The 23,023-nt window shown below is 63.6% G+C and carries 23 protein-coding genes; 14 read left to right on the top strand and 9 right to left on the bottom strand.

Annotation, left to right across the window (positions count from 1 at the left end):
• Positions 1–155: 155 nt before the first annotated feature.
• The 3 genes from Q7T45_RS02100 to Q7T45_RS02090 all read left to right on the top strand — a co-directional run bounded on the left by Q7T45_RS02100 (position 156) and on the right by Q7T45_RS02090 (position 4,201).
• The gene (locus tag Q7T45_RS02100) at positions 156–1,352 is read left to right on the top strand and encodes an NADH:flavin oxidoreductase/NADH oxidase (protein ID WP_304866909.1); all 1,197 of its coding nucleotides are present in this window, start codon (positions 156–158) and stop codon (positions 1,350–1,352) included.
• A gap of 193 nt (positions 1,353–1,545) precedes the next feature.
• The gene (locus Q7T45_RS02095; protein ID WP_304866906.1) at positions 1,546–3,156 is read left to right on the top strand and encodes an acyl-CoA synthetase; all 1,611 of its coding nucleotides are present in this window, start codon (positions 1,546–1,548) and stop codon (positions 3,154–3,156) included.
• A 265-nt stretch (positions 3,157–3,421) separates the two neighbouring features.
• Positions 3,422–4,201 carry a DUF2189 domain-containing protein gene (locus Q7T45_RS02090; protein WP_304866903.1) on the top strand — a complete coding sequence of 260 codons (780 nt, stop codon included), beginning with the start codon at positions 3,422–3,424 and terminating at the stop codon, positions 4,199–4,201.
• Positions 4,202–4,223: 22 nt separating this feature from the next.
• Here the strand turns inward: Q7T45_RS02090 and Q7T45_RS02085 are convergent, their stop codons facing one another.
• From Q7T45_RS02085 to Q7T45_RS02070, 4 genes are all read right to left on the bottom strand, one after another.
• Positions 4,224–6,458 carry an ATP-binding protein gene (locus Q7T45_RS02085; RefSeq protein WP_304866900.1) on the bottom strand — a complete coding sequence of 745 codons (2,235 nt, stop codon included), beginning with the start codon at positions 6,456–6,458 and terminating at the stop codon, positions 4,224–4,226.
• A 201-nt stretch (positions 6,459–6,659) separates the two neighbouring features.
• A complete protein-coding gene (locus tag Q7T45_RS02080) occupies positions 6,660–7,172 on the bottom strand; it encodes an SRPBCC family protein (RefSeq protein ID WP_304866897.1) in 513 nt (170 codons plus the stop codon).
• Entirely contained in the window at positions 7,169–7,636 is a 468-nt protein-coding gene (locus tag Q7T45_RS02075) for an SRPBCC family protein (protein ID WP_304866894.1), read from the bottom strand. The genes Q7T45_RS02080 and Q7T45_RS02075 overlap by 4 nt, the downstream gene beginning before the upstream one ends.
• Positions 7,629–7,943: a helix-turn-helix transcriptional regulator gene (locus tag Q7T45_RS02070; RefSeq protein ID WP_304867142.1), complete on the bottom strand. Its 315-nt coding sequence runs from the start codon at positions 7,941–7,943 to the stop codon at positions 7,629–7,631. The genes Q7T45_RS02075 and Q7T45_RS02070 overlap by 8 nt, the downstream gene beginning before the upstream one ends.
• A 265-nt stretch (positions 7,944–8,208) precedes the next feature.
• On the opposite strand from Q7T45_RS02070, the gene Q7T45_RS02065 reads away from it, so the two are divergent.
• The 4 genes from Q7T45_RS02065 to Q7T45_RS02050 all read left to right on the top strand — a co-directional run bounded on the left by Q7T45_RS02065 (position 8,209) and on the right by Q7T45_RS02050 (position 11,087).
• Positions 8,209–8,826, top strand: coding sequence for a LysE family translocator (locus Q7T45_RS02065; RefSeq protein WP_304866891.1), 618 nt, complete (start codon positions 8,209–8,211; stop codon positions 8,824–8,826).
• A 99-nt stretch (positions 8,827–8,925) separates the two neighbouring features.
• Positions 8,926–9,894, top strand: coding sequence for a DUF3592 domain-containing protein (locus Q7T45_RS02060; RefSeq protein ID WP_304866888.1), 969 nt, complete (start codon positions 8,926–8,928; stop codon positions 9,892–9,894).
• Positions 9,895–9,974: 80 nt separating this feature from the next.
• Positions 9,975–10,652, top strand: a complete 678-nt coding sequence (locus tag Q7T45_RS02055; protein WP_304866885.1) for a hypothetical protein — start codon at positions 9,975–9,977, stop codon at positions 10,650–10,652.
• A 144-nt stretch (positions 10,653–10,796) separates the two neighbouring features.
• Positions 10,797–11,087, top strand: a complete 291-nt coding sequence (locus Q7T45_RS02050) for a hypothetical protein (RefSeq protein WP_304866882.1) — start codon at positions 10,797–10,799, stop codon at positions 11,085–11,087.
• Positions 11,088–11,126: 39 nt separating this feature from the next.
• On the opposite strand, the gene Q7T45_RS02045 is transcribed toward Q7T45_RS02050, so the two are convergent.
• On the bottom strand, positions 11,127–11,930 hold the full coding sequence (locus tag Q7T45_RS02045; protein WP_304866880.1) for an N-formylglutamate amidohydrolase: 804 nt from the start codon (positions 11,928–11,930) through the stop codon (positions 11,127–11,129).
• 97 nt (positions 11,931–12,027) lie between these two features.
• Between Q7T45_RS02045 and Q7T45_RS02040 the strand changes: the two genes are divergently transcribed.
• The 3 genes from Q7T45_RS02040 (at position 12,028) to Q7T45_RS02030 (ending at position 14,283) form a co-directional block, all read left to right on the top strand.
• Complete coding sequence (locus Q7T45_RS02040) at positions 12,028–12,912, top strand: transglutaminase family protein (RefSeq protein WP_304867139.1); 885 nt, start codon at positions 12,028–12,030, stop codon at positions 12,910–12,912.
• Positions 12,913–12,917: 5 nt separating this feature from the next.
• Complete coding sequence (locus tag Q7T45_RS02035; protein WP_304866877.1) at positions 12,918–13,730, top strand: transglutaminase family protein; 813 nt, start codon at positions 12,918–12,920, stop codon at positions 13,728–13,730.
• A gap of 154 nt (positions 13,731–13,884) precedes the next feature.
• Positions 13,885–14,283, top strand: coding sequence for a gamma-glutamylcyclotransferase (locus Q7T45_RS02030; protein ID WP_304866874.1), 399 nt, complete (start codon positions 13,885–13,887; stop codon positions 14,281–14,283).
• A gap of 6 nt (positions 14,284–14,289) precedes the next feature.
• On the opposite strand, the gene Q7T45_RS02025 is transcribed toward Q7T45_RS02030, so the two are convergent.
• Entirely contained in the window at positions 14,290–14,853 is a 564-nt protein-coding gene (locus Q7T45_RS02025; RefSeq protein WP_304866871.1) for a chlorite dismutase family protein, read from the bottom strand.
• A 196-nt stretch (positions 14,854–15,049) separates the two neighbouring features.
• Here Q7T45_RS02025 and dnaG point away from each other — a divergent pair, with 196 nt between their 5' ends.
• Together dnaG and rpoD are read left to right on the top strand one after the other, a co-directional pair.
• A complete protein-coding gene (gene dnaG / locus Q7T45_RS02020) occupies positions 15,050–17,074 on the top strand; it encodes a DNA primase (protein ID WP_304866868.1) in 2,025 nt (674 codons plus the stop codon).
• 250 nt (positions 17,075–17,324) lie between these two features.
• On the top strand, positions 17,325–19,463 hold the full coding sequence (gene rpoD, locus Q7T45_RS02015) for an RNA polymerase sigma factor RpoD (protein WP_304866865.1): 2,139 nt from the start codon (positions 17,325–17,327) through the stop codon (positions 19,461–19,463).
• Between the two features lie 274 nt (positions 19,464–19,737).
• Here rpoD and Q7T45_RS02010 read toward each other — a convergent pair whose 3' ends face one another.
• The 3 genes from Q7T45_RS02010 to Q7T45_RS02000 form a co-directional block, all read right to left on the bottom strand.
• Positions 19,738–20,049 carry a hypothetical protein gene (locus Q7T45_RS02010; RefSeq protein ID WP_304866863.1) on the bottom strand — a complete coding sequence of 104 codons (312 nt, stop codon included), beginning with the start codon at positions 20,047–20,049 and terminating at the stop codon, positions 19,738–19,740.
• Positions 20,033–20,437 (bottom strand): hypothetical protein, encoded by a 405-nt coding sequence (locus Q7T45_RS02005; RefSeq protein ID WP_304867136.1) that lies wholly within the window; start codon positions 20,435–20,437, stop codon positions 20,033–20,035. The genes Q7T45_RS02010 and Q7T45_RS02005 overlap by 17 nt, the downstream gene beginning before the upstream one ends.
• Positions 20,438–20,539: 102 nt before the next feature.
• Entirely contained in the window at positions 20,540–21,484 is a 945-nt protein-coding gene (locus Q7T45_RS02000) for an OmpA family protein (protein WP_304866860.1), read from the bottom strand.
• A gap of 239 nt (positions 21,485–21,723) precedes the next feature.
• Between Q7T45_RS02000 and Q7T45_RS01995 the strand changes: the two genes are divergently transcribed.
• Both Q7T45_RS01995 and Q7T45_RS01990 read left to right on the top strand, forming a co-directional pair.
• The gene (locus tag Q7T45_RS01995) at positions 21,724–21,993 is read left to right on the top strand and encodes a DUF2442 domain-containing protein (protein WP_304866857.1); all 270 of its coding nucleotides are present in this window, start codon (positions 21,724–21,726) and stop codon (positions 21,991–21,993) included.
• A gap of 133 nt (positions 21,994–22,126) precedes the next feature.
• Positions 22,127–22,927 (top strand): lytic transglycosylase domain-containing protein, encoded by an 801-nt coding sequence (locus Q7T45_RS01990; RefSeq protein ID WP_304866854.1) that lies wholly within the window; start codon positions 22,127–22,129, stop codon positions 22,925–22,927.
• Positions 22,928–23,023 lie beyond the last annotated feature (96 nt).

Below are 23,023 nucleotides of genomic sequence, written 5' to 3'. Positions count from 1 at the left end.
CTCTCGTCGTCCCCGCGAACGCGGGGACCCATAACCACTGAGCTTTGTTATAGGTCGAGGTGTTTTAACATTCCGAACCCAACCGCGCTTACACGGCGTATGGGTCCCCGCGTTCGCGGGGACGACGATTGAAACCTAATTCAACAGGCAATCCCATGTCATCCTCCGTAACCGACAGCGCCGACTCCGCACGCCCGCTGCTATTTCAACCGTTCAAGATCCGCGGACTGACCCTCAAGAATCGCCTGGTCGTGCCGCCGATGGTGCACTACCGCGCCGGACCCGGCAGCACCTGCGGCATGTTTCACAACGTGCATCTCGGCCGCTATGCGCTGGGCGGCTTTGGGCTTGTGTTTGTCGAGGCGACCGGTGTCGAGGAAATCGGCCTGATCAACGAGCATGACCTCGGCATCTGGAATGAAGAGCAGGCGCGCAGCTTCAAGCCGCTGATCGACTTCATGCGGGGCGAGAACACCGCGATCGGCATTCAGCTGGCGCATGGCGGGCGCAAGGCGTCGTCGCAGCGCGCGATGGACGGCATGGGTCCGCTTTCTCAAGAACAGATCAAGGCGGGAGCCAAGGTGTGGCAACCCGTGGGTCCCACCAGCGAGCCGGTCGCGGAGGGATGGCTTACCCCGCGACAGCTTACGTCGGAAGAATGCCGGGCGATGGTGCGCACCTGGGCAAATGCGGCGCGCAATGCGGTTGCCGCCGGCTTCGATACGATCGAGATCCACACCGCCCATGGCTATTTGCTCGCCTCGTTTCTCTCTCCCGTGTCCAACACGCGCAATGACGAGTATGGCGGCGACCGCCAGGGACGCATGCGCCTGCCGCTCGAGATCGTCGAAGCGGTGCGGCGCGAAATGCCGGATACGATGCCGCTGTTCGTGCGCGTCTCCGCCGTCGACGGCGCGCAGAACGGCTGGAATCTGGATGACACGGTCGCCTTCGCCCGGGAATTGAAGGCCCGCGGTGTCGACGTGATCGATTGCTCTTCCGGCGGCATCTCGGGCTCGGCGACCGCAGCCCAGGTGCCGCGCGGCCTCGGCTTCCAGGTGCCCTACGCCGAACGGATCCGCAAGGAAGTCGGCATCGCGTCGATGGCGGTCGGCATCATTCTCGAAGCCGAGCAGGCCGAAGCCATCCTGCGGAAGGGGCAGGCCGACCTCATCGCGGTCGGCCGGCAATCCCAGTTCAATCCCAATATCGCGCAGCACTGGGCTCATGATCTCGGAATCAACGCGAGATTCGAGGATTGGGCGCCGGAATATGGCTGGTGGCTGGAGAAGCGTATTCGAACCATGGAAGGTTTTGCTACGCCGACCGGAGTGGTCAAGCGGGGCGCTTAGATACCGCTGTCTTGCTTTAACCTCGCCCCGCTTGCGGGGAGAGGTCGAAGCCGGAGCGAAGCGAAGGCTTCGGGTGAGGGGGACTCTCCGCGATCGCGGTGTTTATGGTGGCAAGCCCCTCACCCGCTCGCTACGCTCGCGACCTCTCCCCGTGAAGAACGGGGAGAGGTGAAGAAAAAAGAGAGCCTCCCGCATGCTCACCGAAGCCTCCGACTACGACACCCTGTACCGCGATTTCCGCTGGAACATTCCTGATCGGCTCAACCTCGCCACCGTGTGCTGCGACCGCCATGCCGATGGCAGCGGGCGCCTCGCGCTGATCTATGTCGACGAAGATGGTGCTGCGACGCGGACCTCGTTCGACGCGGTAGCCGAATTCTCCCGCCGTTTTGCCAACGTGCTGAAGGGCGACGGCCTGGTTCGCGGCGACCGCGTCGCGGTGTTTCTGTCGCAGTCGCTGGAATTGCCGATCGTGCATCTGGCGGCGTTTCGATCCGGCCTGGTGTCGATCCCGCTGTTCGCGCTGTTCGGCGAGGACGCGCTGGAATTTCGGCTGTCGAATTCCGGCGCCAAGGCCATCGTCACCGATGCTGCCGGCTATGAAAAACTGGCAAAAATCCGCGACCGCCTGCCGGACCTGAAGAACATCTATGTCATCGCCGATGACGCGCCGGCCGGGACCAAAGCGTTCTGGCCGGAGCTGAAGGCGGCGTCCGAGGAATTCGCGACCGTCGATACCTCGGCCGATGATCCCGCGCTGATCATCTATACGTCAGGAACCACCGGCAATCCGAAGGGTGCGCTGCATGCGCACCGCGTGGTGCTCGGCCATCTGCCTAATGTCGAGATGTGCCACGATTTCCTGCCAAAACCCGGCGACCTGATGTGGACGCCGGCCGACTGGGCCTGGATCGGTGGGCTGATCAACGCGCTGTTCGCGGCCTGGTATCACGCCGTGCCGATCGTCGGCCATCGCGCGCGCAAATTCGAGCCGCAGGCGGCGATGGCTGTCATGGCCGATTACGGCATCCGCAACGTGTTCCTGCCGCCGACCGCGCTGAAGCTGATGCGGCAGGCCGGCGTCACGCATGACGGCGTCAAACTGCGCAGCATTTTTACCGGCGGCGAGTCGCTGGGTGGCGAGTTGCTCGGCTGGGTCCGTGCCACCTTCGGCATCGACGCCCACGAAGTGTTCGGCCAGACCGAATGCAACCTGGTGATCGGCAGCAATTCGAGACTGTTTCCGATCCGGCCGGGCTCGATGGGCAAGGCGACGCCGGGCTTCGACGTTCGCATCGTCAACGAGAAGGGCGAGGAGCTGCCGCGTGGAACCCGCGGCATCATCGGGGTACGCCAGCCCAATCCCTGCACCATGCTGGAATACTGGCGCAACCCGGAAGGCACGGCGAAGAAATATGCCGGCGAATTCCTGCTGACCGGCGATCTCGGCATTCAGGATGAGGATGGCTATTTCTGGTATGTCAGCCGCGAGGACGACGTCATCACTACCGCAGGCTATCGCGTCGGGCCGTCGGAGATCGAGCACACGCTGATGAAGCATCCGGCGGTGGCGATGTCGGCGGTGGTCGGGATTCCCGATCCGATCCGCACTGAATCGATCAAGGCCTGGATCGTGCTGCGGCCGGGCTTTACGCCCGGCGATGCGCTGGCGCGCGAAATCCAGGACTTCGTCAAAGTGCAGCTCGCCGCGCATGAATATCCGCGTTTCGTGCAGTTCACCGACACCCTGCCGATGACCGCGACTGGCAAGGTGCTGCGGCGGGAACTGCGGACGCTGGGGTAGATTCTCCTTCACCTCTCCCCGCTTGCGGGGAGAGGTCGCCGCGCTCTTCGCGCGGCGGGTGAGGGGAAGCCGCCGCGTACTTCGCCGTCAGAATTTGTCGAAGCAGCCCCTCACCCCAACCCTCTCCCCGCAAGGGCGGGGCGAGGGGGCGCTCACTGCCCGTGGCAAGAGTTGTCGCGCGAGCCGATAATTTGACCCAGATCAATACGCGGCACGCCGCCGCCTGCACCAATTCCCCAAACATACATAAAGGGAGGCAATGGCCATGGCATCGGTTTCCGGCAAGGTCGATCCCGTAGTGCGGCGTATCACCGCCACCGACATCGCCGAGGCGCTCGGCCGGGGCCTGCGCGATTTCCAGGCCATGCCGCTCTATGGCCTCGCGTTCGGCGCGCTCTATGCCGCGGGTGGCATCGTCATTCTGCTCAGCCTGACGGCTTTCGGCATGGTCTATCTGGCCTATCCGCTCGCCGCCGGCTTCGCGCTGATCGGGCCGTTCGTGGCGATCGGCCTGTATGAAGTCAGCCGCCGACGCGAGGCCGGTGAGCCGATCTCGATCTCCGGCATCTGGGCCATGGTGAGGTCGCGCGGCGAACTCGGCTGGATGGCGTTCGTCACCTTGTTCATCTTCCTGATCTGGATGTACCAGGTGCGTCTGCTGATCGCGCTGCTGCTCGGACTCAATGCCTCGTTCGCGACCCTGCCGCAATTCATCACGGTGGTGCTCACCACCAATGAGGGACTGCTGTTTCTCGCCATCGGCAATGCGGTCGGAGCGGCGCTGTCGCTGATACTGTTCTCGCTGACGGTGGTGTCGTTCCCGTTGCTGCTCGACCGCGACGTCGATTTCGTCACGGCGATGGTCACCAGCGTGCGCGCGGTGGTAACGAGCCCGCTGCCGATGATCGGATGGGCCGCCGTCATCGTCGTCCTGCTGATCGTCTCCGCGCTGCCGTACTTCCTCGGCCTGCTGGTGACGCTGCCGGTGCTCGGCCACGCCACCTGGCATCTCTACCGGCGGATCGTCGCGCCGCTGCCCGATTAGGACAGCAGCCCCGCGCCGCCGCTCAGCCCGCCTTCAGCACCGAACGCAGCATCAATGCCAGATCGTGCCGCCGGAACGGCTTGTTCAGGATCCGCGCGTTGGGCCGGTCAGCCGATTTGACCGGATGCTCGCTGTAGCCGGAGGTGAAGAGAACCTTGAGTCCGGGGCGCAGGCGCGACGCTTCGTCGGCGAGCTGCGGCCCGAACAGGCCGCCGGGCATCACGACATCGGTGAACAGCAGGTCGATTTGCCCCGACCGGCGCAACACCTCGAGCGCCGCCGGCCCATTGGGCGTCACGATGACGCGATAGCCAAGTGCCTTCAGCTCGTTCTCCACATAGGCGCGCACCATGTCGTCATCCTCGACAAGGAGAATGGTTTCGCTGCCCGCGGGCGTGGTGATCGGGTTGATGGGTCTCGAGCCGGTTGCATCAGGCGCGCCGACCCGGGGAAAGAACAGCGTGATGGCCGTGCCGTGCCGCGGCTTGGAATCGATCTTCATCGACCCGCCGGATTGCTGTGCAAAGCCGTACACCATGCTCAGGCCGAGGCCGGTGCCTTTGCCGACCTCCTTGGTGGTGAAGAACGGCTCGAAGGCGCGGGCGGCCACTTCCGGAGTCATGCCGCAGCCGGTGTCCGTCACGGCAACCATGACATAATCGCCGGGCCGGGCGTCGCTGTTCTGCTCCGCATAGGCCTTGTCGAGCGATGCATTGCGGACCTCGACCGTCAGCTTGCCGCCGTCGGGCATGGCGTCGCGGGCGTTGAGTGCCAGATTGAGCAGCGCCGACGTCAATTGCCCGGGATCGACGCTGGCCAGCCACAGGTCCTGGTCGAGCAGGAATTGGCACTCGATATGTTCGCCCAGGGTTCGCCGCAGCAATTGTTCCATGTCGAGAACCCGTCGTCCGATGTCGATGTCCTTCGGCATCAACGGCTGCTTGCGCGAGAACGCCAGCAGGCTCCTGGTCAGCTCCGCACCACGCTCGGCGGCCGTCACGATGCCCTCGGCGAATGAGCGCAATTCGGCATGCGCCGCCAGCTTCTCGGCGATGTGTTCCGCATTGCCCAGGATGACGGTCAGCAGATTGTTGAAGTCGTGGGCGACGCCACCGGTGAGCTGGCCCATCGCTTCCATCTTCTGGGACTGGCGGAGTCTTTGATTGAGATCGTCGATCGCGGCACGCTGGCGCTCGAGCGATTCGGCGGTGCCGTTGAGCAGCACCATCAATCCGCCGAGCTCGCCGCGCGGATGGGGCGGCGCGATCCGCGCGCCCAGATCGCCGAGTCCAAGTTTCGTCGCCATCGTGGCGAGGCGTCCGACCTGACGACCGATGCCTACGGTTGCCAAAATCCATACGCCCGCGAGCAGCAGCAGCATGGCCACCGCCAGAATCGCCATATCCTCGTAAAGATGGCGGTTGGCGGCCGCGACCAGGCTGTCCTTGGGCAGTCCGACCATGATGTGAAGTCCGGCATTCCGGCTCGAAGGCGAACGGGCGAGGGCCCAGGTGTACGTCTGGCCATTTGCATCGGCCGCCTCGCGGAACAGCCCGCCGGCCGGTGCGGTCGCAAACCGGAACAAGTCGGAGTTCGCGATCGAGGCGCCCGCGGACTCGGTCCGATGCTTTCCCGGATAGGTGACAAGGACCGTACCCTTCCTGTCGACGAGCAGGATTTCCCCGGTGCCCGCGCCTTCGCTGGCGAGGCGTTTGTAATGTTGCTCCGCGAATTTCTGCAGATTGAACGACGCGAGCAGAACGAATTTCAGCTCCGCGGTTTCCGAACGGACGGGGTAGGCGATCTGCAACACCGATGTCCCCGTCAGCCGGCCGAACACCGGCTGCAGCGTCACGATCCCTTTCGCGACCAGCGCCTGCTTGAAATAGTCGCGATCCCGCAAGTCGAGGGTCCGGTTGCTCCGCAGCGAGTCGCAGAACAGGCTGCCGTCCGGATTGATGGTCAGTATCCCGGTAAACTGCGGATACTCCTCCAGCACGGCGGAAAGGAAGGCCGAGCAGGCCGCCTTGTCGCTCGTGTCGAGGTCGCTGGCGCGAGCCAGGCCGTAATGCAGCTGGGCTGTGCCCTGGATCTTCTCGTCAAGGTCGCTCGAAATGGCATTGGCCGTTGCCGACAGATTGACCAGCGCGGTGTTGATTTCGCTGGTGCGGTTCTGGACAAAGCGCAGTCCGACGAGGACAGCCGGCACCAGCATGGCCACGATCACCAATATCAGCAGCCGGGTGCGCAGGCTCATCGGTCCGTCATTCCGTGCTTAAATCAGGCAGTTCGTGCGATCGCATAATGTGCGGCACGGGTATTGGTCAGTCCATAGGAGTCGATCAAAAAATGCTTGGGACGGAACGCGGCAGCACGATCCGAATCGGATGTGCCGGGAACACCCGGGAACTCTACAGAGTTTACCGGCCGCAAGCGAGGGTGAGGGAGTGGCGACGGATTACGGCGTCCCGATCCCCAACGCCTTCAGCGCCGCCAGCATTCGCTGCGGCGGTTCCATCTTGATGACCAGGGCCTCGCCGGTCTCCAGCAGGCTCTTCAGGCTGGACAGGATCGCCGGCCAGCCCGCACGGCCGCCGGACAGGATGTCATCGCTGAGCTGCCGCTCGTGAGCCTCGGTCATGGTGAGGCGAACGGCATCACCGGCGCGCTCGATCTCGTACGTGACAATCTCCCTGCCGAGATGTTCGATCAGGCCCTCCCAGTTGACGTTGAACGTCGTCGTCAGCTTCCGCGGCGGATCGCATTCGATAACCTCGCCGCTGATGTGAACCGAGCCGTCCGGCGCACGCAGGACGTAGGCGCCGCCAACCTTCAGATCGATCTCGACGGCGAAACCGTGAAAGTACTTTCTGCTGAACTCCGCCGATATCAGCGCCTCCCAGACCTTTTCGGGGGTGGAGGCGATGTAGATCGTGTAGACGATCGCGGGTTTGAAGTGTTCGATGTTCATGACACGCCCTCGATGCCAAGGCAGGAGGGCGGAATCGCCAGCGCCGTGCCTGTTTCGAGCATGCTCTTGAGGCTGGAGAGGATGGCCGGCCATCCCTTGGAGATGCCGTCAAGCATCACGCTGCCTTCGGCGAAGTCTTCATGGATCAGGGTCAGCTTCACAAGCTTGCCGGCCGGTTCGAGATGAAAGACGACCCTGGTCGGACGCTCCTTGCGAGCTGCCTCGCTGAGGGCGTGATGGAACGTGTAGGACAGCCGCCGCGGCGGATCGAATTCGAGGACTTCGCCGACGTCGGTGATGGTCCCGTCCATCACCAGCGCGAACGGCGAGCCGACTTTCCAGTCCGAGACCACGGACGTGTTCCACCAGTAGCGCCTTGTGAACTCGCTCGATGTCAGCGCTTCCCACAATTTCTCCGGCGTGGTTTCGATGTAAGTGACGTAGACGAATTCCGGTTTACTCATCACGCTTCTCCAGTTGCCGTTTCAGCTCGCTGAGCGCGGTGAGCTTGCCGCGCTCGAATTTTTTGATCCACCGTTCCCCGATCCGATGGATCGGCACCGGATTGAGATAATGCAGCTTCTCGCGGCCATGCCTGATCGTGCTGACGAGGTTGGCCGCTTCGAGAATCCCGAGGTGCTTTGTCACCGCCTGCCGCGTCATGGCGAGGCCGTCGCAGAGTTCGCCCAGCGTCTGCCCGTTGCTGGCGTGAAGCCGGTCCAGCAGCGACCGCCGCGAAGGGTCGGCCAGCGCTTTGAAGACCTCATCCATGGTAGCGATAATAGGCAACCAAAAGGTTGCATGTCAAGCGGCGCTTGTTCTTCCCTTCTCCCCTTGTGGGAGAAGGTGGCAGCCGAAGGCTGCCGGATGAGGGGTCTCCATCCGCGGAGACAGACCTCTCACCCGTCTCGAATGCGCTAAGCGCATTCGATCCACCCTCTCCCACAAGGGGAGAGGGAAAAAAGAGCGCGATTTCCACCGCCGCGCTGTTCGTGCATAATCCAATCGTCCTCCCGACTGAACCCGCGAGTCCCCCATGTCCCTTCAGGTCTATCTCGCCTTTGTCGCCGCCTGCATCGGGCTGGCGTTGATTCCAGGTCCCGTCGTCACGCTGGTGCTGGCCAATGGGCTGCGCTACGGCACCCGCGCGGCGCTGGTCAACATCGCCGGCGTGCAGGCGGGCCTTGCGATCGTGATCGGCATCGTCGCGGTCGGGCTGACGTCGCTGATGGCGACGATGGGCTACTGGTTCGACTGGGTGCGGTTTGCCGGCGCGGCCTACTTGGTCTGGCTCGGCATCAAGCTGATCCGCAGCCCGGTCGAGGGCGTCGATGCCGATGCGCCGCCGCCGCCGCCGCGCGGCGGGTTCTTCCTGCAGGGCTTTGTGGTGCTGCTGTCCAACCCCAAGGTGCTGGTGTTCTTCGGCGCGTTTATTCCGCAGTTCGTCGACATGAACAAGGACCATTTCTCGCAGGTGGCGCTGCTCGGCATCACCTTCATGGTGACAGGCGCGGTCACCGATTCGATCTACGCCGTGCTGGCCGGCCGCGCCCGGCGGTTCTTCTCGGCGCAGCGGACCCGGCTGGTGTCGCGCATCTCCGGCGGCTTCATGGTTGGCGGTGGCATCTGGCTGGCGCTGACGCGGGCGCGGTAGATCCGCTCCGTCGCTCAAGTCATTGAACCGATCGGCATCCCGGCGCGTCCAAAGGACGGGCGGTGTTCATCGCCCGCTCTTCCCTCAAGGAAACATTTCGTGCCTGACTTGCCGTGGTTCGTCTACGCGATGCTGCTGGCGCCGCTCGGGCTCATTCTCGTTGCCGCCATCTACAAGACGCTGCAGGTGCGCGCGGCGCGGGAGTGGCCGTCGACGCCGGGCAGGGTGGTGGTCTCGAACTCCGAACTGCGCGACGTCAAGGTGATCGACAGCGAGCGCGGGCGCAAGCTCGAGCAGCGCAATTTTGCGAATATTACTTACGAATATTCCGTCAGCGGCCAGAAGCTCCGCAACAACCGCGTCAGCATCGGCGAAGACCGCGGCAATTTCCAGGTCGCCGAAACCATCGCGAAATATCCGGTCGGCACTGAGGTGACGGTCTATTACAATTCGCGGCACCCGCGCGAGGCGGTGCTGGAGCGCGACCTGCCGCAGGGCCTGTGGGGCTGCCTCGGGATCGCCACGGCGATCGCGGTCGTCGGCGTATTCGGCGCCTCGATCGGGCTCACGCGCATCGTGGAATTGGTCAGCACGCGCGTGGCCAATCCGCAGATGTCGGTGCCGGCGGTGGCACTGGCCGGCTTCGGCCTGGTCGCGGCCCTGTTCGCGCTGGTGCTGCGCCGGCAGTCGGCACTGGCAAAAACCTGGCCGGTGGTGCCGGGCGTGATAAAGCTGTCCGGCCTGGATGAATACTGCGCGGCCCCCAGCGACAGCGGCCGGCGCGGCTCGATCATGTACGAGCGCAAGGTGTCCTACTGCTACCACTTCAAGGAAATCGCCTATACCGCCGTGCATGGCAGCTTCTCCAGTAATTCCAAAACGACATCGCGATGGGTGCTGCGCCTGTTCGGGATGGATTTTCAGGACGGCGCCGGCGTCAAGGTCTGGGTCAACCCGATCAATCCGTCGGAGGCGACGCTGAACCCGGGCATGCCGTTCGGCTGGCTGCTGTGGCTGGTCGCGCTCGGACTTTGGACGGCTGCGTATCTGATCGCGACGGCCGGCTAGAGCGGCGCCGAATGAGCCCATTGCGTCTTTGACTGTTTACCAGCAGAGTCCAGACTGCATTTGGCCTGGGGGTAGTTTTCATGCGCTTCAGTTGGCGAGTAGCCGCCGTTGCGTTTTTGTCGATTTCAATTGGCTCGGTTGCACTGTTCGCCGACGAGGTCGGGCGGCATGGACCTGAGCTGGACATGTTCGCGTCGATGACTGGCAAGTGCACCACGCTAAAAGTAGCGGAACGCGACTTCTCATGCAATGCCGTTGCCTTTTCCCACAGCCCCGGCGGCCGATCCGGCTTCATTGTTCCTGTAAACGATCCGGACGATGATAGTAGCATCATCACGTTCTCGGGCGAAAACGCCAGGCGCGTGCAGGATAATCTGTACGAGCTGTCCATCGACCAGATGCTTCTGAAATCCAGGCACCGGCCCAACGTCGGCGGGTTTTGGATACCTTCCGTCGAACCCGCGACTGGAACGTGCAGGCAAACCGGGAGTTTGGCGACCCAACGGGTGTCGAGCGTCTCCTGTACTGCGACTAACGGAGATGGGAAGACCTATGAATTCCAGTTTGAGTCGGATGGCTCGCCTATCCGGGTGCTGAAGATAACGGTAGTCGAGGCGGGCGATCCGGCCGCCGAAGCGCGCCGGGCCAAGTCGCTCGCCACGCATATCGCGCAGCTCAAGTGCCGGCAAAAGGCTGTTGTTCAAGGTGTGCTGCCGAGGGACCGCACGGCCTTCATTCTTCAGTGCATGGATGAATAACGGCCATGGACTGGCGGCCGGGCAACTTGCAAGCGACCTTTCGATGCCGCTTCGAATGCGGGGACCGGCAACGCATTCTCCAGGACGTCATCTCCGCCCGGTCAATCAGCGCTTCTTCCGCGCATCCCCGTTGAGGACAAGGCCATGCGATTACCTCCAGTTCATTGGACTTTGTTGGGCCTGGCTGTCGTTCTGGCGTCCGGCTACGGGCTCAACCGCGGGATCCTGGTCGGATCGAGGATAGAAACCGCTCGGCTGAGCGACGACTATCCAGTGCCATTCTACAGGAAGCATTGCCGCTATCTGTTCTTCAATGGCGTCCAGCAGGTTTTGACCAACTCCGAATCCACCCGGGAAGAAGCGGAAAGCAGTTCTTGTGCTCCGCTGAAACAGGAACCGATTATTCACCGGCGGCGCAAGCCTGCCAGTTCCTAGCGGAAATGGCGTTCGGCGCCGCAGCGGTGTGGCGCTGGGCTAAACCAGTCCTTGCGCCCGCATCACCGTTTCGATCTCGCCGAAGATCCGCGCCAGCCGGTCGGCCCATTGCTGTTGCCCGGCGGGATGCGCGATCAGATCCTGGCGGATTTCAATTCCGGTGTTCATCAGGCCGCGCGCTTCGCCGTGGACGGGAATGCCGTAATCGGTCTCGTCGCTGACCGCATAGGGTTCGTTGTCGCCGACCACGAGATCGGTTTCATCGCGCAGCAGTTTGAGCAATAGCGGCGGCAGCCTCGTGTCGCGATGATACAGCGTGCCGATGTGCCAGGGTCGCGCGACGCCGGCATAGACGGGCGTAAAGCTGTGCAGCGCCACCAGCACGGTCGGCAGGTCCTGGCGCAGGCGGGCGTCGATCACTTCGGTGATGCGGCGGTGGTAGGGAGCGAAGATCTCGCGGCGCCGCGCCTCGGCGGCGTCATGGCCAAGGTTTTCGTTGCCCGGGATGGTGGTCGCCTCCGACATCAGGGGAATCGAGCTCGGCGCGTCGTGCGGCCGGTTGCAGTCGATCACCAGCCGCGAATAGCGCTGCGCGATCAGATGCGCGCCGAGCTGGTTCGACAGCGCCTCGGCGACGCCGGCGATGCCGATGTCCCAGGCGATGTGGCGCGTCAGTTCGCCTGAGGGCAACCCGAGATCGCCGAGCGCCCGCGGGATCAGGCGGCCGTAATGGTCCGCAGTCAGCAGGAACGGCGACCGTCCATGCGCATTTTGTTCGAGAACCGGCGGAACTTCATCTTTGCCGAGGAGTAGGGATGTATCGCCCGCGTTATCCAGAGCCATATCTTGCCTGTTGCCTATCGAAGCAGCATATCGAGTTAGAAATGAGCAACGATCTCTATAGATTAGATTGCCGGAAATCACGATGATTGCTTCGACGATGCCGCTCCTGACGATCCATCACAAGACCGAATATCGCTATGCCCACCCGGTGGCGTTCGGCGAACACCGTATCATGCTGCGCCCGCGCGACGGCCACGATCTGCGCATGCTGTCCAACAGCCTCGAGATCGCGCCGCCGCCGATGTCGCTGCGCTGGATCCACGACGTATTCGGCAACAGCGTCGCGATCGCGACCTTTGACGAGCGCTCGGAAACCCTGACCTTCACCTCCACCGCTACGGTCGAGCACAACCCGGCCGACGAGTTCGCGCTGACCGCGGACGATCCGGCGTATTTCTATCCGTTCCTCTACAACAACGACGAGTTTCCCGACCTCGTGCAATACATCGCGCCGCAATATGGCGACCCCGACGGCGAGCTGTCGGCCTGGGCGCGTAATTTTCTCGACGGCGAGGGGCCGACGCCGACCTTCAACATTCTCTCCGGCATGACCCACGGTATCCGCGCGCAGTTCACCTACCGCAAGCGGCATGAGCACGGCACCCAGCATCCGCTCGACACGCTGCAGACGAGGTCCGGCACCTGCCGCGACTATGCGCTGTTCATGATCGAGGCGCTGCGGCGGCTCGGCATCGCCGCGCGTTTCGTGTCGGGCTACATCTTCATCCCGGGCGACCGCGCCCATGGCTATGTCGGCGGCGGCAATACCCACGCCTGGGTGCAGGTGTACCTGCCGAGCGCCGGCTGGATCGAATTCGATCCGACCAACGGCATCGTCGGTACCCGCGACCTCGTCCGCGTCGCGGTGGCGCGCGATCCGCGCCAGGCGGTTCCGCTGCACGGCACCTATCTGGGCTCGGCCGACGCCTTCGTTGGCATGGAGGTGAGCATCAACGTCGTTTCGGTCAGTGAAGAGGAATAGGCCTGATGCAGATCAAGGTGGGATTCGAGATTGCCTATGCGGCGGTGCAACCGACCCCGATGGTGATCATGCTCAGCATTCACCCCTCGCGCTTTTCCGATATCGTCGGCACCGAAAGCATCATCGCCGAACCCGACGTGCCGATCGGATTCTACCGCGACATTTTCGGCAATGTCTGCGGCCGGCTGGTGGCGCCCGCCGGCGGCGTCACCCTGCGCGGCTCGGCGCTGGTGCGCGATTCCGGATTGCCCGATGTGGTGATGCCGACCGCGCAGCAGGTCCCGATCGACCTGCTGCCGGACGAACTGCTGCTCTATCTGATGCCGAGCCGCTATTGCGAGACCGACAAGCTGACCGACATCGCCTGGTCGCTGTTCGGCAATACGCCGCCGGGCTGGGCCCGGGTCGCGGCGATCACCGAATTCGTCCACAACCACGTCACCTTCGGCTATCAGCACGCGCATCACATGAAGTCGGCGCATGACGTCTACGAGCAGGGCACCGGCGTCTGCCGCGACTTCGCGCATCTGGCGCTGACGTTCTGCCGCTGCATGAATATCCCGGCGCGCTACTGCACCGGCTATATGGGCGACATCGGCATCCCGCCCGATCCGGCGCCGATGGATTTTTCGGGCTGGTTTCAGGTCTATCTGTCGGGCCAGTGGTACACCTTCGACGCCCGCCACAACCACCCGCGGATCGGCCGCATCCTGATGGGCACCGGCCGCGACGCCGCCGACGTGGCGCTGACCACCAGCTTTGGCCGGATGGACCTGGTAAAGTTCGTCGTCATCAGCGATGAAGTGGTGACGGCGTAGGGCACCGGTTCATCAGCCGTCATTGCGAGGAGCCCTCTTGTCCGTCGAAGCCCGCCTTCGGGCGAAGGCGGATGCGACGAAGCAATCCACAGCTCAGTACGCCGCTCGATGGATTGCTTCGCTTCGCTCGCAATGACGGGTTATACATCCCGCCATGACTTCAGATCGTCTCTTCGTCTACGGCACCTTGATGCGCGGCTTCGACCATCCGATGGCGCAGCTGTTGTCGCGCAGCGCCGATTTCATCGGCGAGGCGCGCTGCTGCGGCCGCCTTTATCTCATCAAACATTATCCCGGGCTGCTGCTGTCGGACGATCCCGCCGAAATCGTGTTCGGCGAACTGTACCGGCTGCGCCAGCCGGAAGCATTGCTGCGCGAATTCGACATGTACGAGGCCTGCGGCGAGGGCTTTGCCGAGCCGACCGAATATGTCAGGCAGATGCTGCCGGTGACGCTCGAAGACGAGGCTGTCAGCGAGGCCTGGACCTATCTCTACAACTGGCCGGTCACCGGCCTGCCGCGCATCGCTTCGGGGCGGTTTCTGGAGAAGTAGCCGCGCTTACCCCGCCAGATCGATCCTTGTGACGCGGATATCGACCTCGCGCTCGACGTAGCTCCATTCCTCGGTCGCGCGCAGCACCCGCACCAGATCGTCGAAGAACAACGCATTCTGCGGCGCGTATTCGAACCAGGTCAGGAAATCGAACGGCTCGCCGAGATCGCGGCAGTGATAGAGCTGGCGCGCGATCATCGGCAGGTACTTCAGGCCGGTGGCGATATGGTGCGACTTGTCCTCGAAAATCCGCCGCCGCTCTTCCTGCGTCAGCTCCCACCAGGCAGCCGATTTCCGGATCGGGATCAGCGCCGCGCAACTCGCCTCGGGGCGGCCGAGCCCTTCCTGCTTTTCGGTGAGCTGCGTCTTCTCGCCCCGCTCGACATAACGAACATGGCTGGCGACCCCGGCCAGCCGCCACGAGGTCCGCGACGGCAACAGCGGCAGCGCGATCGCCTCGGAATGCACCACCGACAGCGAAGGCACGGCCTCAAGCGGCGGGCCCTTCACCGCCGAAAACGCCGTCACCCGCCACGCGCCGCTCTGGCCGCCCCTGAAAGTCGTGAACATGGGGCTATCGAAGCGTGGAACCGGGCGGGGTTCAAGAGTGCTGTCATTCCGGGATGGTCCGAAGGACCAGACCCGGAATCTCGAGATTCCGGGTTCACGCTGCGCGTGCCCCGGAATGACGGTGGTGGGCCTGTGAATAGCCGGGAGAAGGCTGATATTATGAGCGTTTCCTCACACCTTGGGTTACACATCGCGAATGCGCTTCACGCCCCAATTTCTCGACGACCTGCGCGCCCGGCTTCCGGTTTCGGAAGTCGTCGGACGGCGCGTGAAGTTGAAGCGGGCAGGAAGGGAGTGGAAGGGGCTGTCGCCGTTCCAGCAGGAGAAATCGCCGTCCTTTACGGTCAACGACCAGAAGGGATTTTACCACGACTTCTCTTCCGGCAAGCACGGCGACATCATCTCCTTCCTGATGGAGACCGAGGGCGTCGGTTTTACCGAGGCGGTCGAGCGGCTGGCCGCGATGGCGGGCCTCGCACTGCCGGCCGCGACCCCGGATGCCGCGCGGCACGAGCAGCGCCGCAAGACGCTGTATGACGTGATGGAACTGGCGGCGAAATTCTTCGCCGAGACGCTGGCCTCCCGCAACGGCGCCAAGGCGCGCGGCTATCTCGCCGACCGCGCGATTTCGCCGGCGGTGCAGCTCCAGTTCCGCATCGGCTATGCGCCCGGCGAACGCTTTGCGCTGAAGGAATATCTCGGCGGCCATGGCATTCCGGTCGAGGACATGGTCGAAGCCGGCCTGCTGGTGTCGGGCGACGACATCCCGGTGCCGTGGGATCGTTTTCGCGACCGCGTGATGTTTCCGATCACCGACCTGCGCGGACGGGTGATCGCGTTCGGCGGCCGTGCGCTAGAGAAGGACGTTCCGGCGAAATACATGAATTCGCCGGAAACACCGCTGTTTCACAAGGGCGACAATCTCTACAACCTCGCCGCCGCACGTCTCGCCACCCATAACGGCGCTGTCCTGGTGGTGGTGGAAGGCTATGTCGACGTCATCGCCATGGTCGGCGCGGGCTTCCCCGCCAGCGTCGCCCCGCTCGGCACGGCGCTGACCGAGAACCAGCTGGTGCTGCTGTGGAAGATGGCGGACGAACCGATACTTTGCTTCGACGGCGACAAGGCCGGGCAGAAGGCGGCATGGCGCGCCGCCGAGCTGGCGCTTCCACTCCTTGCACCGGGCAAGAGCCTGCGTTTCGCGCTGCTGCCGGAGGGACAGGACCCCGACGACCTCGCGCGCTCCGGCGGACGCGGCGCGATCGAGGAAGTGATCGGGCAGGCGCGCGGCCTCGCCGACGTGATCTGGTCGCGCGAGATCGAAAGCGGCACCTTCGCCACGCCCGAGCGCCGCGCCGCTCTGGAGGCGCGGATCAAGGAACTGACAAATGGCATCCGCGACGAGGTGGTGCGGCGCTATTACCGCCAGGATCTCGCCGAGCGCCTGCAGCGCACCTTTGCGCCGGAAGGTGGCCGCGGCGGCTATAACAGGGGCAATTTCGCCGGCCGCGGGGCCGGCGGTTTCGGCCGCGAATCAGGCCGCGGTTTTGCGCCCCGCGCCACCTTCACGCCGGGGGCGGCGGGCCGAATCGAGCCGCGCGGCCGGGCCCAGGCCGGCACCCAGACCATCAACCGCGGGCCCTACCAGGCGGCGAGCCCGCAACTGGCGCTGAGCCCGATCATGCGCGGCCAGCGCAGCGCGATTTCCCGCCGCGAGGCGCTGATTCTGCAGTCCCTGATCAACCACCCCTGGCTGCTGCACGACCATCTCGAAGAGGTGGCGGCGCTGGAAATGGCCCATCCGGAAGCCAACAAACTGCGCGCCGGCATAATCGCCGCCTTTGCCAGCGACCATCACCAGAGCCCGGAACCGGAAGAAGCGGCCGAGAAAATGCGCGCCGACCTGGCCGCGCGGGGATTTCAGGAGGTTCTTCAAAGGGTTGAGCGGGCAATCACGACCCAGGCGGTATGGGGCGTCCAGGTCGGCGCCGCCCGCGAGGACGTTCTTTCCACCTGGCACCAGCTGGTCTCCTTGCATCGCCAATGGCACTCCTTACTTAGGGAATTGAAGGATGCCGAGCAGGCCCTCGGCGACGAGGCCAGTGAGGCCAATCTGGCGTGGCTGCGCGATATCAAGGCCCGGCTGGAGGAAGTGGACGGCACCGAGGCCCTGATCGAGGGTTTTGGGGAGTTATCGGGCCGGTCCCAGCGCAGCGTCTGATAAAAAAATGCTGCGGACGGCAGCCGCCGGAACCGCGAAAAGACTCGCCAAACCCATGGTTTGGCTGCAAAAACAGGATCGACAGGGTTAATCGAAGCTTAATTGCCTGCGGGCTAGAAGCTCAAACCCGGCGAGAGATTTTTTGATGGGGTGGCGAGGAGTGTGCGCCGCCCTTTCCGCGTCGTAAGCGACACCAATTCAATTCGGGAAGCGGCAACGCCCCGGCATGAGCGCGTTTGGAGAGCACTGAATGGCCACCAAGGCAAAGACGCTGCAGGTAAAAGACAAGGAAAAAGACGACAAGGCAGCGGACGCCCCCGAGAAGGATTCCCCGGACGCGCCGTCGCCGTTGCTCGATTTGTCCGATGCCGCCGTCAAGAAGATGATCAAGCAGGCCAAGAAGCGCGGCTTCGTGACCTTCGATCAGCTCAACGAAGTGCTGCCGTCCGACACCACCGCGCCGGAGCAGATCGAGGACATCATGTCGATGCTCTCGGACATGGGCATCAACGTCTCCGAGGCCGAGGATTCCGACTCCGACGAAGAGAAGCAGGAAGAGGCCGAGGACGAGACCGACAACGAACTGGTCGAGGTCACGCAGAAGGCCGTCACCGAGGTCAAGAAATCCGAGCCCGGCGAGCGCACCGACGATCCCGTCCGCATGTATCTGCGCGAGATGGGCACGGTCGAGCTTTTGTCGCGCGAGGGCGAAATCGCCATCGCCAAGCGCATCGAGGCCGGCCGCGAGGCGATGATCGCGGGGCTCTGCGAGAGCCCGCTGACCTTCCAGGCCATCATCATCTGGCGCGACGAACTCAACGAAGGAAAGATCTTCCTTCGCGACATCATCGATCTGGAAGCGACCTACGCCGGTCCCGACGCCAAGAACAACATGAACCCGCTGCTGGCCGCACCGGTCGGCCCCGACGGCCAGCCGGTCCCGGCCGGCGCCAACAATGGCGCCGCGATCGCGGCTGCTGCTCCTTCGCATGTCGCGCCGCCCGCCGCTCCGCCGGCGCCGACCCCGTTCCGCGCCGCCGCTCCGGCGGCCGCCGCCGAGGGCGAAGCCACCTCCGAGACCGCCGCCGACGGCGACATGGACGACGACGAGTTCGAAAACCAGATGTCGCTCGCCGCCATCGAGGCCGAGCTGAAGCCGAAGGTGGTCGAGACCTTCGATAAAATTGCGGACAACTACAAGAAGCTGCGCCGCCTGCAGGAGCAGGACATCTCCAACCAGCTGCAGAACGAAACGCTGTCGCCGGCGCAGGAGCGTAAATACAAGAAGCTGAAGGACGAAATCATCGTCGAGGTGAAGTCGCTGCGGCTCAACCAGGCCCGTATCGATTCGCTGGTCGAGCAGCTCTACGACATCAACAAGAAGCTGGTCTCGTTCGAGGGCCGCCTGCTGCGCCTCGGCGACAGCCACGGCGTCGCGCGCGAAGATTTCCTGCGTAACTACCAGGGCTCGGAACTCGATCCGCGCTGGCTCAACCGTGTTTCGAAACTCTCCGCCAAAGGCTGGAAGAATTTCGTCCATCACGAGAAGGACCGCATCAAGGAACTGCGCCACGAGATCCAGTCGCTGGCGGCATTGACCGGCCTCGAGATCGGCGAATTCCGCAAGATCGTGCACGGCGTGCAGAAGGGCGAGCGCGAGGCGCGCCAGGCCAAGAAGGAAATGGTCGAGGCCAACCTCCGCCTCGTGATCTCGATCGCCAAGAAATACACCAACCGCGGCCTGCAGTTCCTCGACCTGATCCAGGAAGGCAACATCGGCCTGATGAAGGCGGTCGACAAATTCGAATACCGCCGCGGCTACAAGTTCTCGACCTATGCGACCTGGTGGATCCGGCAGGCGATCACGCGCTCGATCGCCGACCAGGCCCGCACCATCCGCATTCCCGTGCACATGATCGAGACCATCAACAAGATCGTGCGCACCTCCAGGCAGATGCTGAACGAGATCGGCCGCGAACCGACCCCGGAAGAGCTCGCCGAAAAGCTCGGCATGCCGCTGGAGAAGGTCCGCAAGGTCCTGAAGATCGCGAAAGAGCCGCTCTCGCTCGAAACCCCCGTCGGCGACGAGGAAGATTCGCATCTCGGCGATTTCATCGAGGACAAGAACGCGATCCTCCCGATCGACGCCGCGATCCAGAGCAATTTGCGCGAAACCACGACGCGCGTGCTGGCGTCGCTGACGCCGCGCGAGGAGCGCGTGCTGCGCATGCGGTTCGGTATCGGCATGAATACCGATCATACGCTGGAAGAGGTCGGGCAGCAGTTCTCGGTGACGAGAGAGCGTATCCGGCAGATCGAGGCGAAGGCACTGCGGAAGCTGAAGCATCCGTCAAGGTCGAGGAAGCTGCGGTCGTTCCTGGATAACTGATCCCGTGTCCCGGGCGCGGCGCAGCACGAAGTGGTGCGCTGCAGACCCGGGACCCAGTCTTCTCTTTCTCTTCGTCACTGCTTGCCCCGGCAATCCATCGAAAAAACGGTGGGCGAAAGCCCGCCGTTTTTTTTGCGGTCTCGACTTTTGAAAAAAGCTGCTACTAGACAAGTTAGGCCTGAGGGCTGGATGACTTTGACGGGTTTGGAAGCCGCGTTTCCCTGCTTGTTGGGAACGCGTGCTTCTAAGGTCGCCATCCGCTGCTAGACTTTTCTCAAGAAGTGGATTGAAGCCAGTTTGCAAGGACCTGAGAATGGGTTCGGTGACTTTGGTGAGATGCTAAATGTTGTCGAATAAAATCTTTTCGCTTTTTCAATCTTTCAAGGCCTGCTGACCTACGTCGGGGCGCCGTGTTGAAAATCCCGAATTCCATTTCGCTCAGAACGGCGAGAACTAGCTGATAAGCAATTAGTGCCTCGGTTTCGACTGCCGTCGGGTTTATGCCTACCGTGTAGCGAGAAAGTTGCTGAAATGCCGATGCGATCTCGCGCACGTCAAAGTGGCGCTCATCATCTTGCGGAGCCATAATCTCTCCAGAAGCCAGCACTTTTGAAAGAAATTTTGCAAGGGTACCGCTTCACGCGCACCGCAACCCGGTCAAGCCGCCGCGCCACCAGCCGCGGCGGACCGCGCGGCGGCTCATTGTCCTTCTGCCGACGCCCCATTGCCATGATCGCGGTCCCCATTGCGGTCGAGCCGAAGGTCACGACGAAACCGAACAGCAGCAGGCCGAGCGCGGTGCCGGGCGAGGAGTCGGCGAGGATCAGGTCGCGCAATCCGGCGGGATTGAGCGCCAGCAGGCCGCCGACGAACACGGCCGCCACCGCCGTGCCCGCCGCAAGGTTGATCGCCAGCAACCGGAATAGCGGCACGCGCAGGAAATTGAACCTGCGCGGCTGAGCTTGATCGGACATCTTGGTCATTGGCATCGGCTCGCCTGCATTCGCCCCCAATGTATTCTATCAGAACGCCGCCGCCGGTCGAAGGCCTGAAACCGCTCGTCTGTGCCGCCCGCCCTACGGCGCCACCAGTTCCACCCGCCGGTTCAACGCCCTCCCGGCCTCGTTGCCATTGGAACCGACGGGCGCCAGATGTGCGACCCCCGCGGTGCGCAGCCGAGGCGCGCCGATTCGATAATTCTTCACCAGTTCCTCGGCGATCGCCTCGGCGCGGCGGCGCGACAGGTCGAGGTTGTAGGCATACGGCCCCTGGCTGTCAGTGTGGCCGACGATGAAGACGTTGAGCTGCGCCTCGGCGGCCAGCAGCTTTGCGATCTGCTCGAGGGCGGGGCGGCTTTCCGGCTTCAGCACCGCGCGGTCGGTGTCGAAGTAAATGCCGTAGAGCGCGATGCGGCCGGTCTCGCGCAGGCCTTTCGACATCGCGGCGGCGTCCACCATCTTGTTCTCGATCGCGCGGGTCTCGGCGATGGTGAGCTGCGCGTAGATCTCGCGGTTGTTCTCGCTGACGACGACGCTGGCAAAGATCTCGCGCGCGCCATCGACCCTGCGCCCGGCGTAGTAGTGATAATTGAAACCGTCGATCCACATCTGCGGGATCGGCAGCGCGTCGATCGCCTCGGTGAAGGGAATGCCGCCGCAGGCATCGGTGTCGCAGGCGAGCAGCTTTTCGAATCCGATCTTGGTCAGTTGCGTCTCGAAATTCCGGAACACTTCCAGGATGGAGGGGCCGGGATTGCTGCGATAGGCGATCCGCGTGACCTTGCCCTCCAGCCGCCGCGCATCGGCCGGCTGGCCGTCCTTGAAGGCCGCCGCCTGCATCCGCGCGGCGTCGAAATCCTTCATTTGGTATCCCGTGATCACGCTGCCGGCGAAACGGCCGACCCCGGGAAAATCCCGCGCGCCCGCCACGTCGCGCGTTTGCGCGGAGGCGCCGGTGGGCGCAAGCAGGCAGAGAGCGAGCAGCAGGAAGAGCGGTGCGGCGAAGCGGTGCGGAGGAGCCATCAGAGCAATCTCTATGAACACGACCGGGAGCCGGCAGCCAACATGTATTCCCGGTGCGGCCGAAATTATGGCCGGGGCAACGGGGCCACGGCAAGGGCTGGCACGGATTGCCACGGAAAAAGCCGGGTCGGTCGTCCCGACCGTCATTGCCGGGCTTGACCCGGCAATCCATCCTTTCGAGAATGATGGGACGCGCCTGTGCAGGGCAAGGGAGCGGATGCCGCCATCGCGGGGCCTCGATGATGCTCAAAGTCACCAAGCTCAAGTGCATCGGCAACCATCGCCTGCATGCGACGTTCAGTGACGGAGCGGCGGGTGAGTATGATTTCTCGATGAGAGTCGCCGAAACCGGGCCTATGATCGAGCCGTTGCGGGACCCTGCATACTTCGCTCGCGTTTTCCTCGAGGATGGCGCGCCGACTTGGCCGAATGGCTTCGATATGTGTCCCGATTGGCTGCGCCTTGAAATAGAGGCGGTCGGGGCGCTGAAACGGGATACGGCAAGCTGAAGTCCGCTCTCGTCGCTCACGTGCATGCGTTCAGTTGTGCGAGCAAGGATTTTGACCGGCTGGGCCCCTCGTGCCAGAATGGGCGAGATGTTGACGGAAGCCTTCCATTATAGGTTTGCCAGGGAATTTCGTGATGAGCAAAAGCAATCAACTTACGACCGCCATCTTCGCGGCCCTGGCTATGCTCGCATCCCTGACCTCGCCAGCCGCCGCCGCGACATGCGGCAGCTCCGCCGGCGGCTATGAAGCCTGGAAACAGCAATTCGCCGGCGAGGCGCGCGCCAAGGGCATCAGCGCCTCGACCATCCAGGCGCTGATGGCGACGAACTATGCGCAGGCGACCATCAATGCCGATCGCGGCCAGCGCAGTTTTTCGCTGTCGCTCGAGCAGTTTCTCGCCAAGCGCGGGGGACCTGCCATCGTCGCGAAGGGGCGTTCGCTGAAGCAATCGCAGGGCGCGCTGTTTGCTTCGATCCAGCAGCGCTATGGCGTGCCACCGGGGCCGCTGCTCGCGATCTGGGGCATGGAGACCGGCTTCGGCAGCCAGCGCGGCAACCAGAACATGCTCTCCTCGATCGCAACGCTGTCCTATGATTGCCGGCGCTCGGCCTTTTTCACCGAGCACCTTTACGCCGCGCTGCAATTGATCGACCGCGGCGCGCTCTCGCCGGCCCAGCGCGGCTCGATGCATGGCGAAGTCGGCCAGACCCAGTTCATGCCGAAAGCCATCCTGGCCTATGGCACCGGCAATCTCGAGAACTCGGCCAACGCGCTGAACTCGACCGCGAATTTTCTCAAGGCTCATGGCTGGCGCGCCGGCGCCGGCTATCAGCCGGGCGAACCGAACTTCGCCGCCATCCAGGCCTGGAATGCCGCCGGTGTCTATCAGAAGGCGATCGCGCTGATGGGCCGCCAGATCGACGGCGGCGAGTGAGGCGGCGCGAACGTGGAGCCAACCGCGCCGTCGTCCCGGACAAGCGAGCAACGCGAGCGGCCGATCCGGGACGACGAGTTTAAATTGAGCGCCGCT

Origin of the sequence: Bradyrhizobium sp. (genome assembly GCF_030646015.1) — a bacterium.
Lineage (GTDB): Bacteria > Pseudomonadota > Alphaproteobacteria > Rhizobiales > Xanthobacteraceae > Bradyrhizobium.
Note: the sequence above shows the minus strand (reverse complement) of the source record. Positions and strands in the feature narration are given on the sequence as shown.

Excerpts from the sequence above, each read along its gene's own strand:
- Q7T45_RS02100 (WP_304866909.1), top strand. The coding sequence starts at position 156 with ATGTCATCCTCCGTAACCGACAGCGCCGACTCCGCACGCCCGCTGCTA.
- Q7T45_RS02075 (WP_304866894.1), bottom strand. The coding sequence starts at position 7,636 with ATGAGTAAACCGGAATTCGTCTACGTCACTTACATCGAAACCACGCCG.
- Q7T45_RS02080 (WP_304866897.1), bottom strand. The coding sequence starts at position 7,172 with ATGAACATCGAACACTTCAAACCCGCGATCGTCTACACGATCTACATC.
- Q7T45_RS01995 (WP_304866857.1), top strand. The coding sequence starts at position 21,724 with ATGATGCTCAAAGTCACCAAGCTCAAGTGCATCGGCAACCATCGCCTG.
- Q7T45_RS02030 (WP_304866874.1), top strand. The coding sequence starts at position 13,885 with ATGACTTCAGATCGTCTCTTCGTCTACGGCACCTTGATGCGCGGCTTC.
- Q7T45_RS02050 (WP_304866882.1), top strand. The coding sequence starts at position 10,797 with ATGCGATTACCTCCAGTTCATTGGACTTTGTTGGGCCTGGCTGTCGTT.
- Q7T45_RS02010 (WP_304866863.1), bottom strand. The coding sequence starts at position 20,049 with ATGGCTCCGCAAGATGATGAGCGCCACTTTGACGTGCGCGAGATCGCA.
- Q7T45_RS02000 (WP_304866860.1), bottom strand. The coding sequence starts at position 21,484 with ATGGCTCCTCCGCACCGCTTCGCCGCACCGCTCTTCCTGCTGCTCGCT.
- Q7T45_RS02065 (WP_304866891.1), top strand. The coding sequence starts at position 8,209 with ATGTCCCTTCAGGTCTATCTCGCCTTTGTCGCCGCCTGCATCGGGCTG.
- Q7T45_RS02070 (WP_304867142.1), bottom strand. The coding sequence starts at position 7,943 with ATGGATGAGGTCTTCAAAGCGCTGGCCGACCCTTCGCGGCGGTCGCTG.
- Q7T45_RS02085 (WP_304866900.1), bottom strand. The coding sequence starts at position 6,458 with ATGAGCCTGCGCACCCGGCTGCTGATATTGGTGATCGTGGCCATGCTG.
- Q7T45_RS02095 (WP_304866906.1), top strand. The coding sequence starts at position 1,546 with ATGCTCACCGAAGCCTCCGACTACGACACCCTGTACCGCGATTTCCGC.
- Q7T45_RS02055 (WP_304866885.1), top strand. The coding sequence starts at position 9,975 with ATGCGCTTCAGTTGGCGAGTAGCCGCCGTTGCGTTTTTGTCGATTTCA.
- Q7T45_RS02090 (WP_304866903.1), top strand. The coding sequence starts at position 3,422 with ATGGCATCGGTTTCCGGCAAGGTCGATCCCGTAGTGCGGCGTATCACC.
- Q7T45_RS02005 (WP_304867136.1), bottom strand. The coding sequence starts at position 20,437 with ATGTCCGATCAAGCTCAGCCGCGCAGGTTCAATTTCCTGCGCGTGCCG.
- rpoD (WP_304866865.1), top strand. The coding sequence starts at position 17,325 with ATGGCCACCAAGGCAAAGACGCTGCAGGTAAAAGACAAGGAAAAAGAC.
- Q7T45_RS02045 (WP_304866880.1), bottom strand. The coding sequence starts at position 11,930 with ATGGCTCTGGATAACGCGGGCGATACATCCCTACTCCTCGGCAAAGAT.
- Q7T45_RS02035 (WP_304866877.1), top strand. The coding sequence starts at position 12,918 with ATGCAGATCAAGGTGGGATTCGAGATTGCCTATGCGGCGGTGCAACCG.
- Q7T45_RS01990 (WP_304866854.1), top strand. The coding sequence starts at position 22,127 with ATGAGCAAAAGCAATCAACTTACGACCGCCATCTTCGCGGCCCTGGCT.
- Q7T45_RS02025 (WP_304866871.1), bottom strand. The coding sequence starts at position 14,853 with ATGTTCACGACTTTCAGGGGCGGCCAGAGCGGCGCGTGGCGGGTGACG.
- dnaG (WP_304866868.1), top strand. The coding sequence starts at position 15,050 with ATGCGCTTCACGCCCCAATTTCTCGACGACCTGCGCGCCCGGCTTCCG.
- Q7T45_RS02040 (WP_304867139.1), top strand. The coding sequence starts at position 12,028 with ATGCCGCTCCTGACGATCCATCACAAGACCGAATATCGCTATGCCCAC.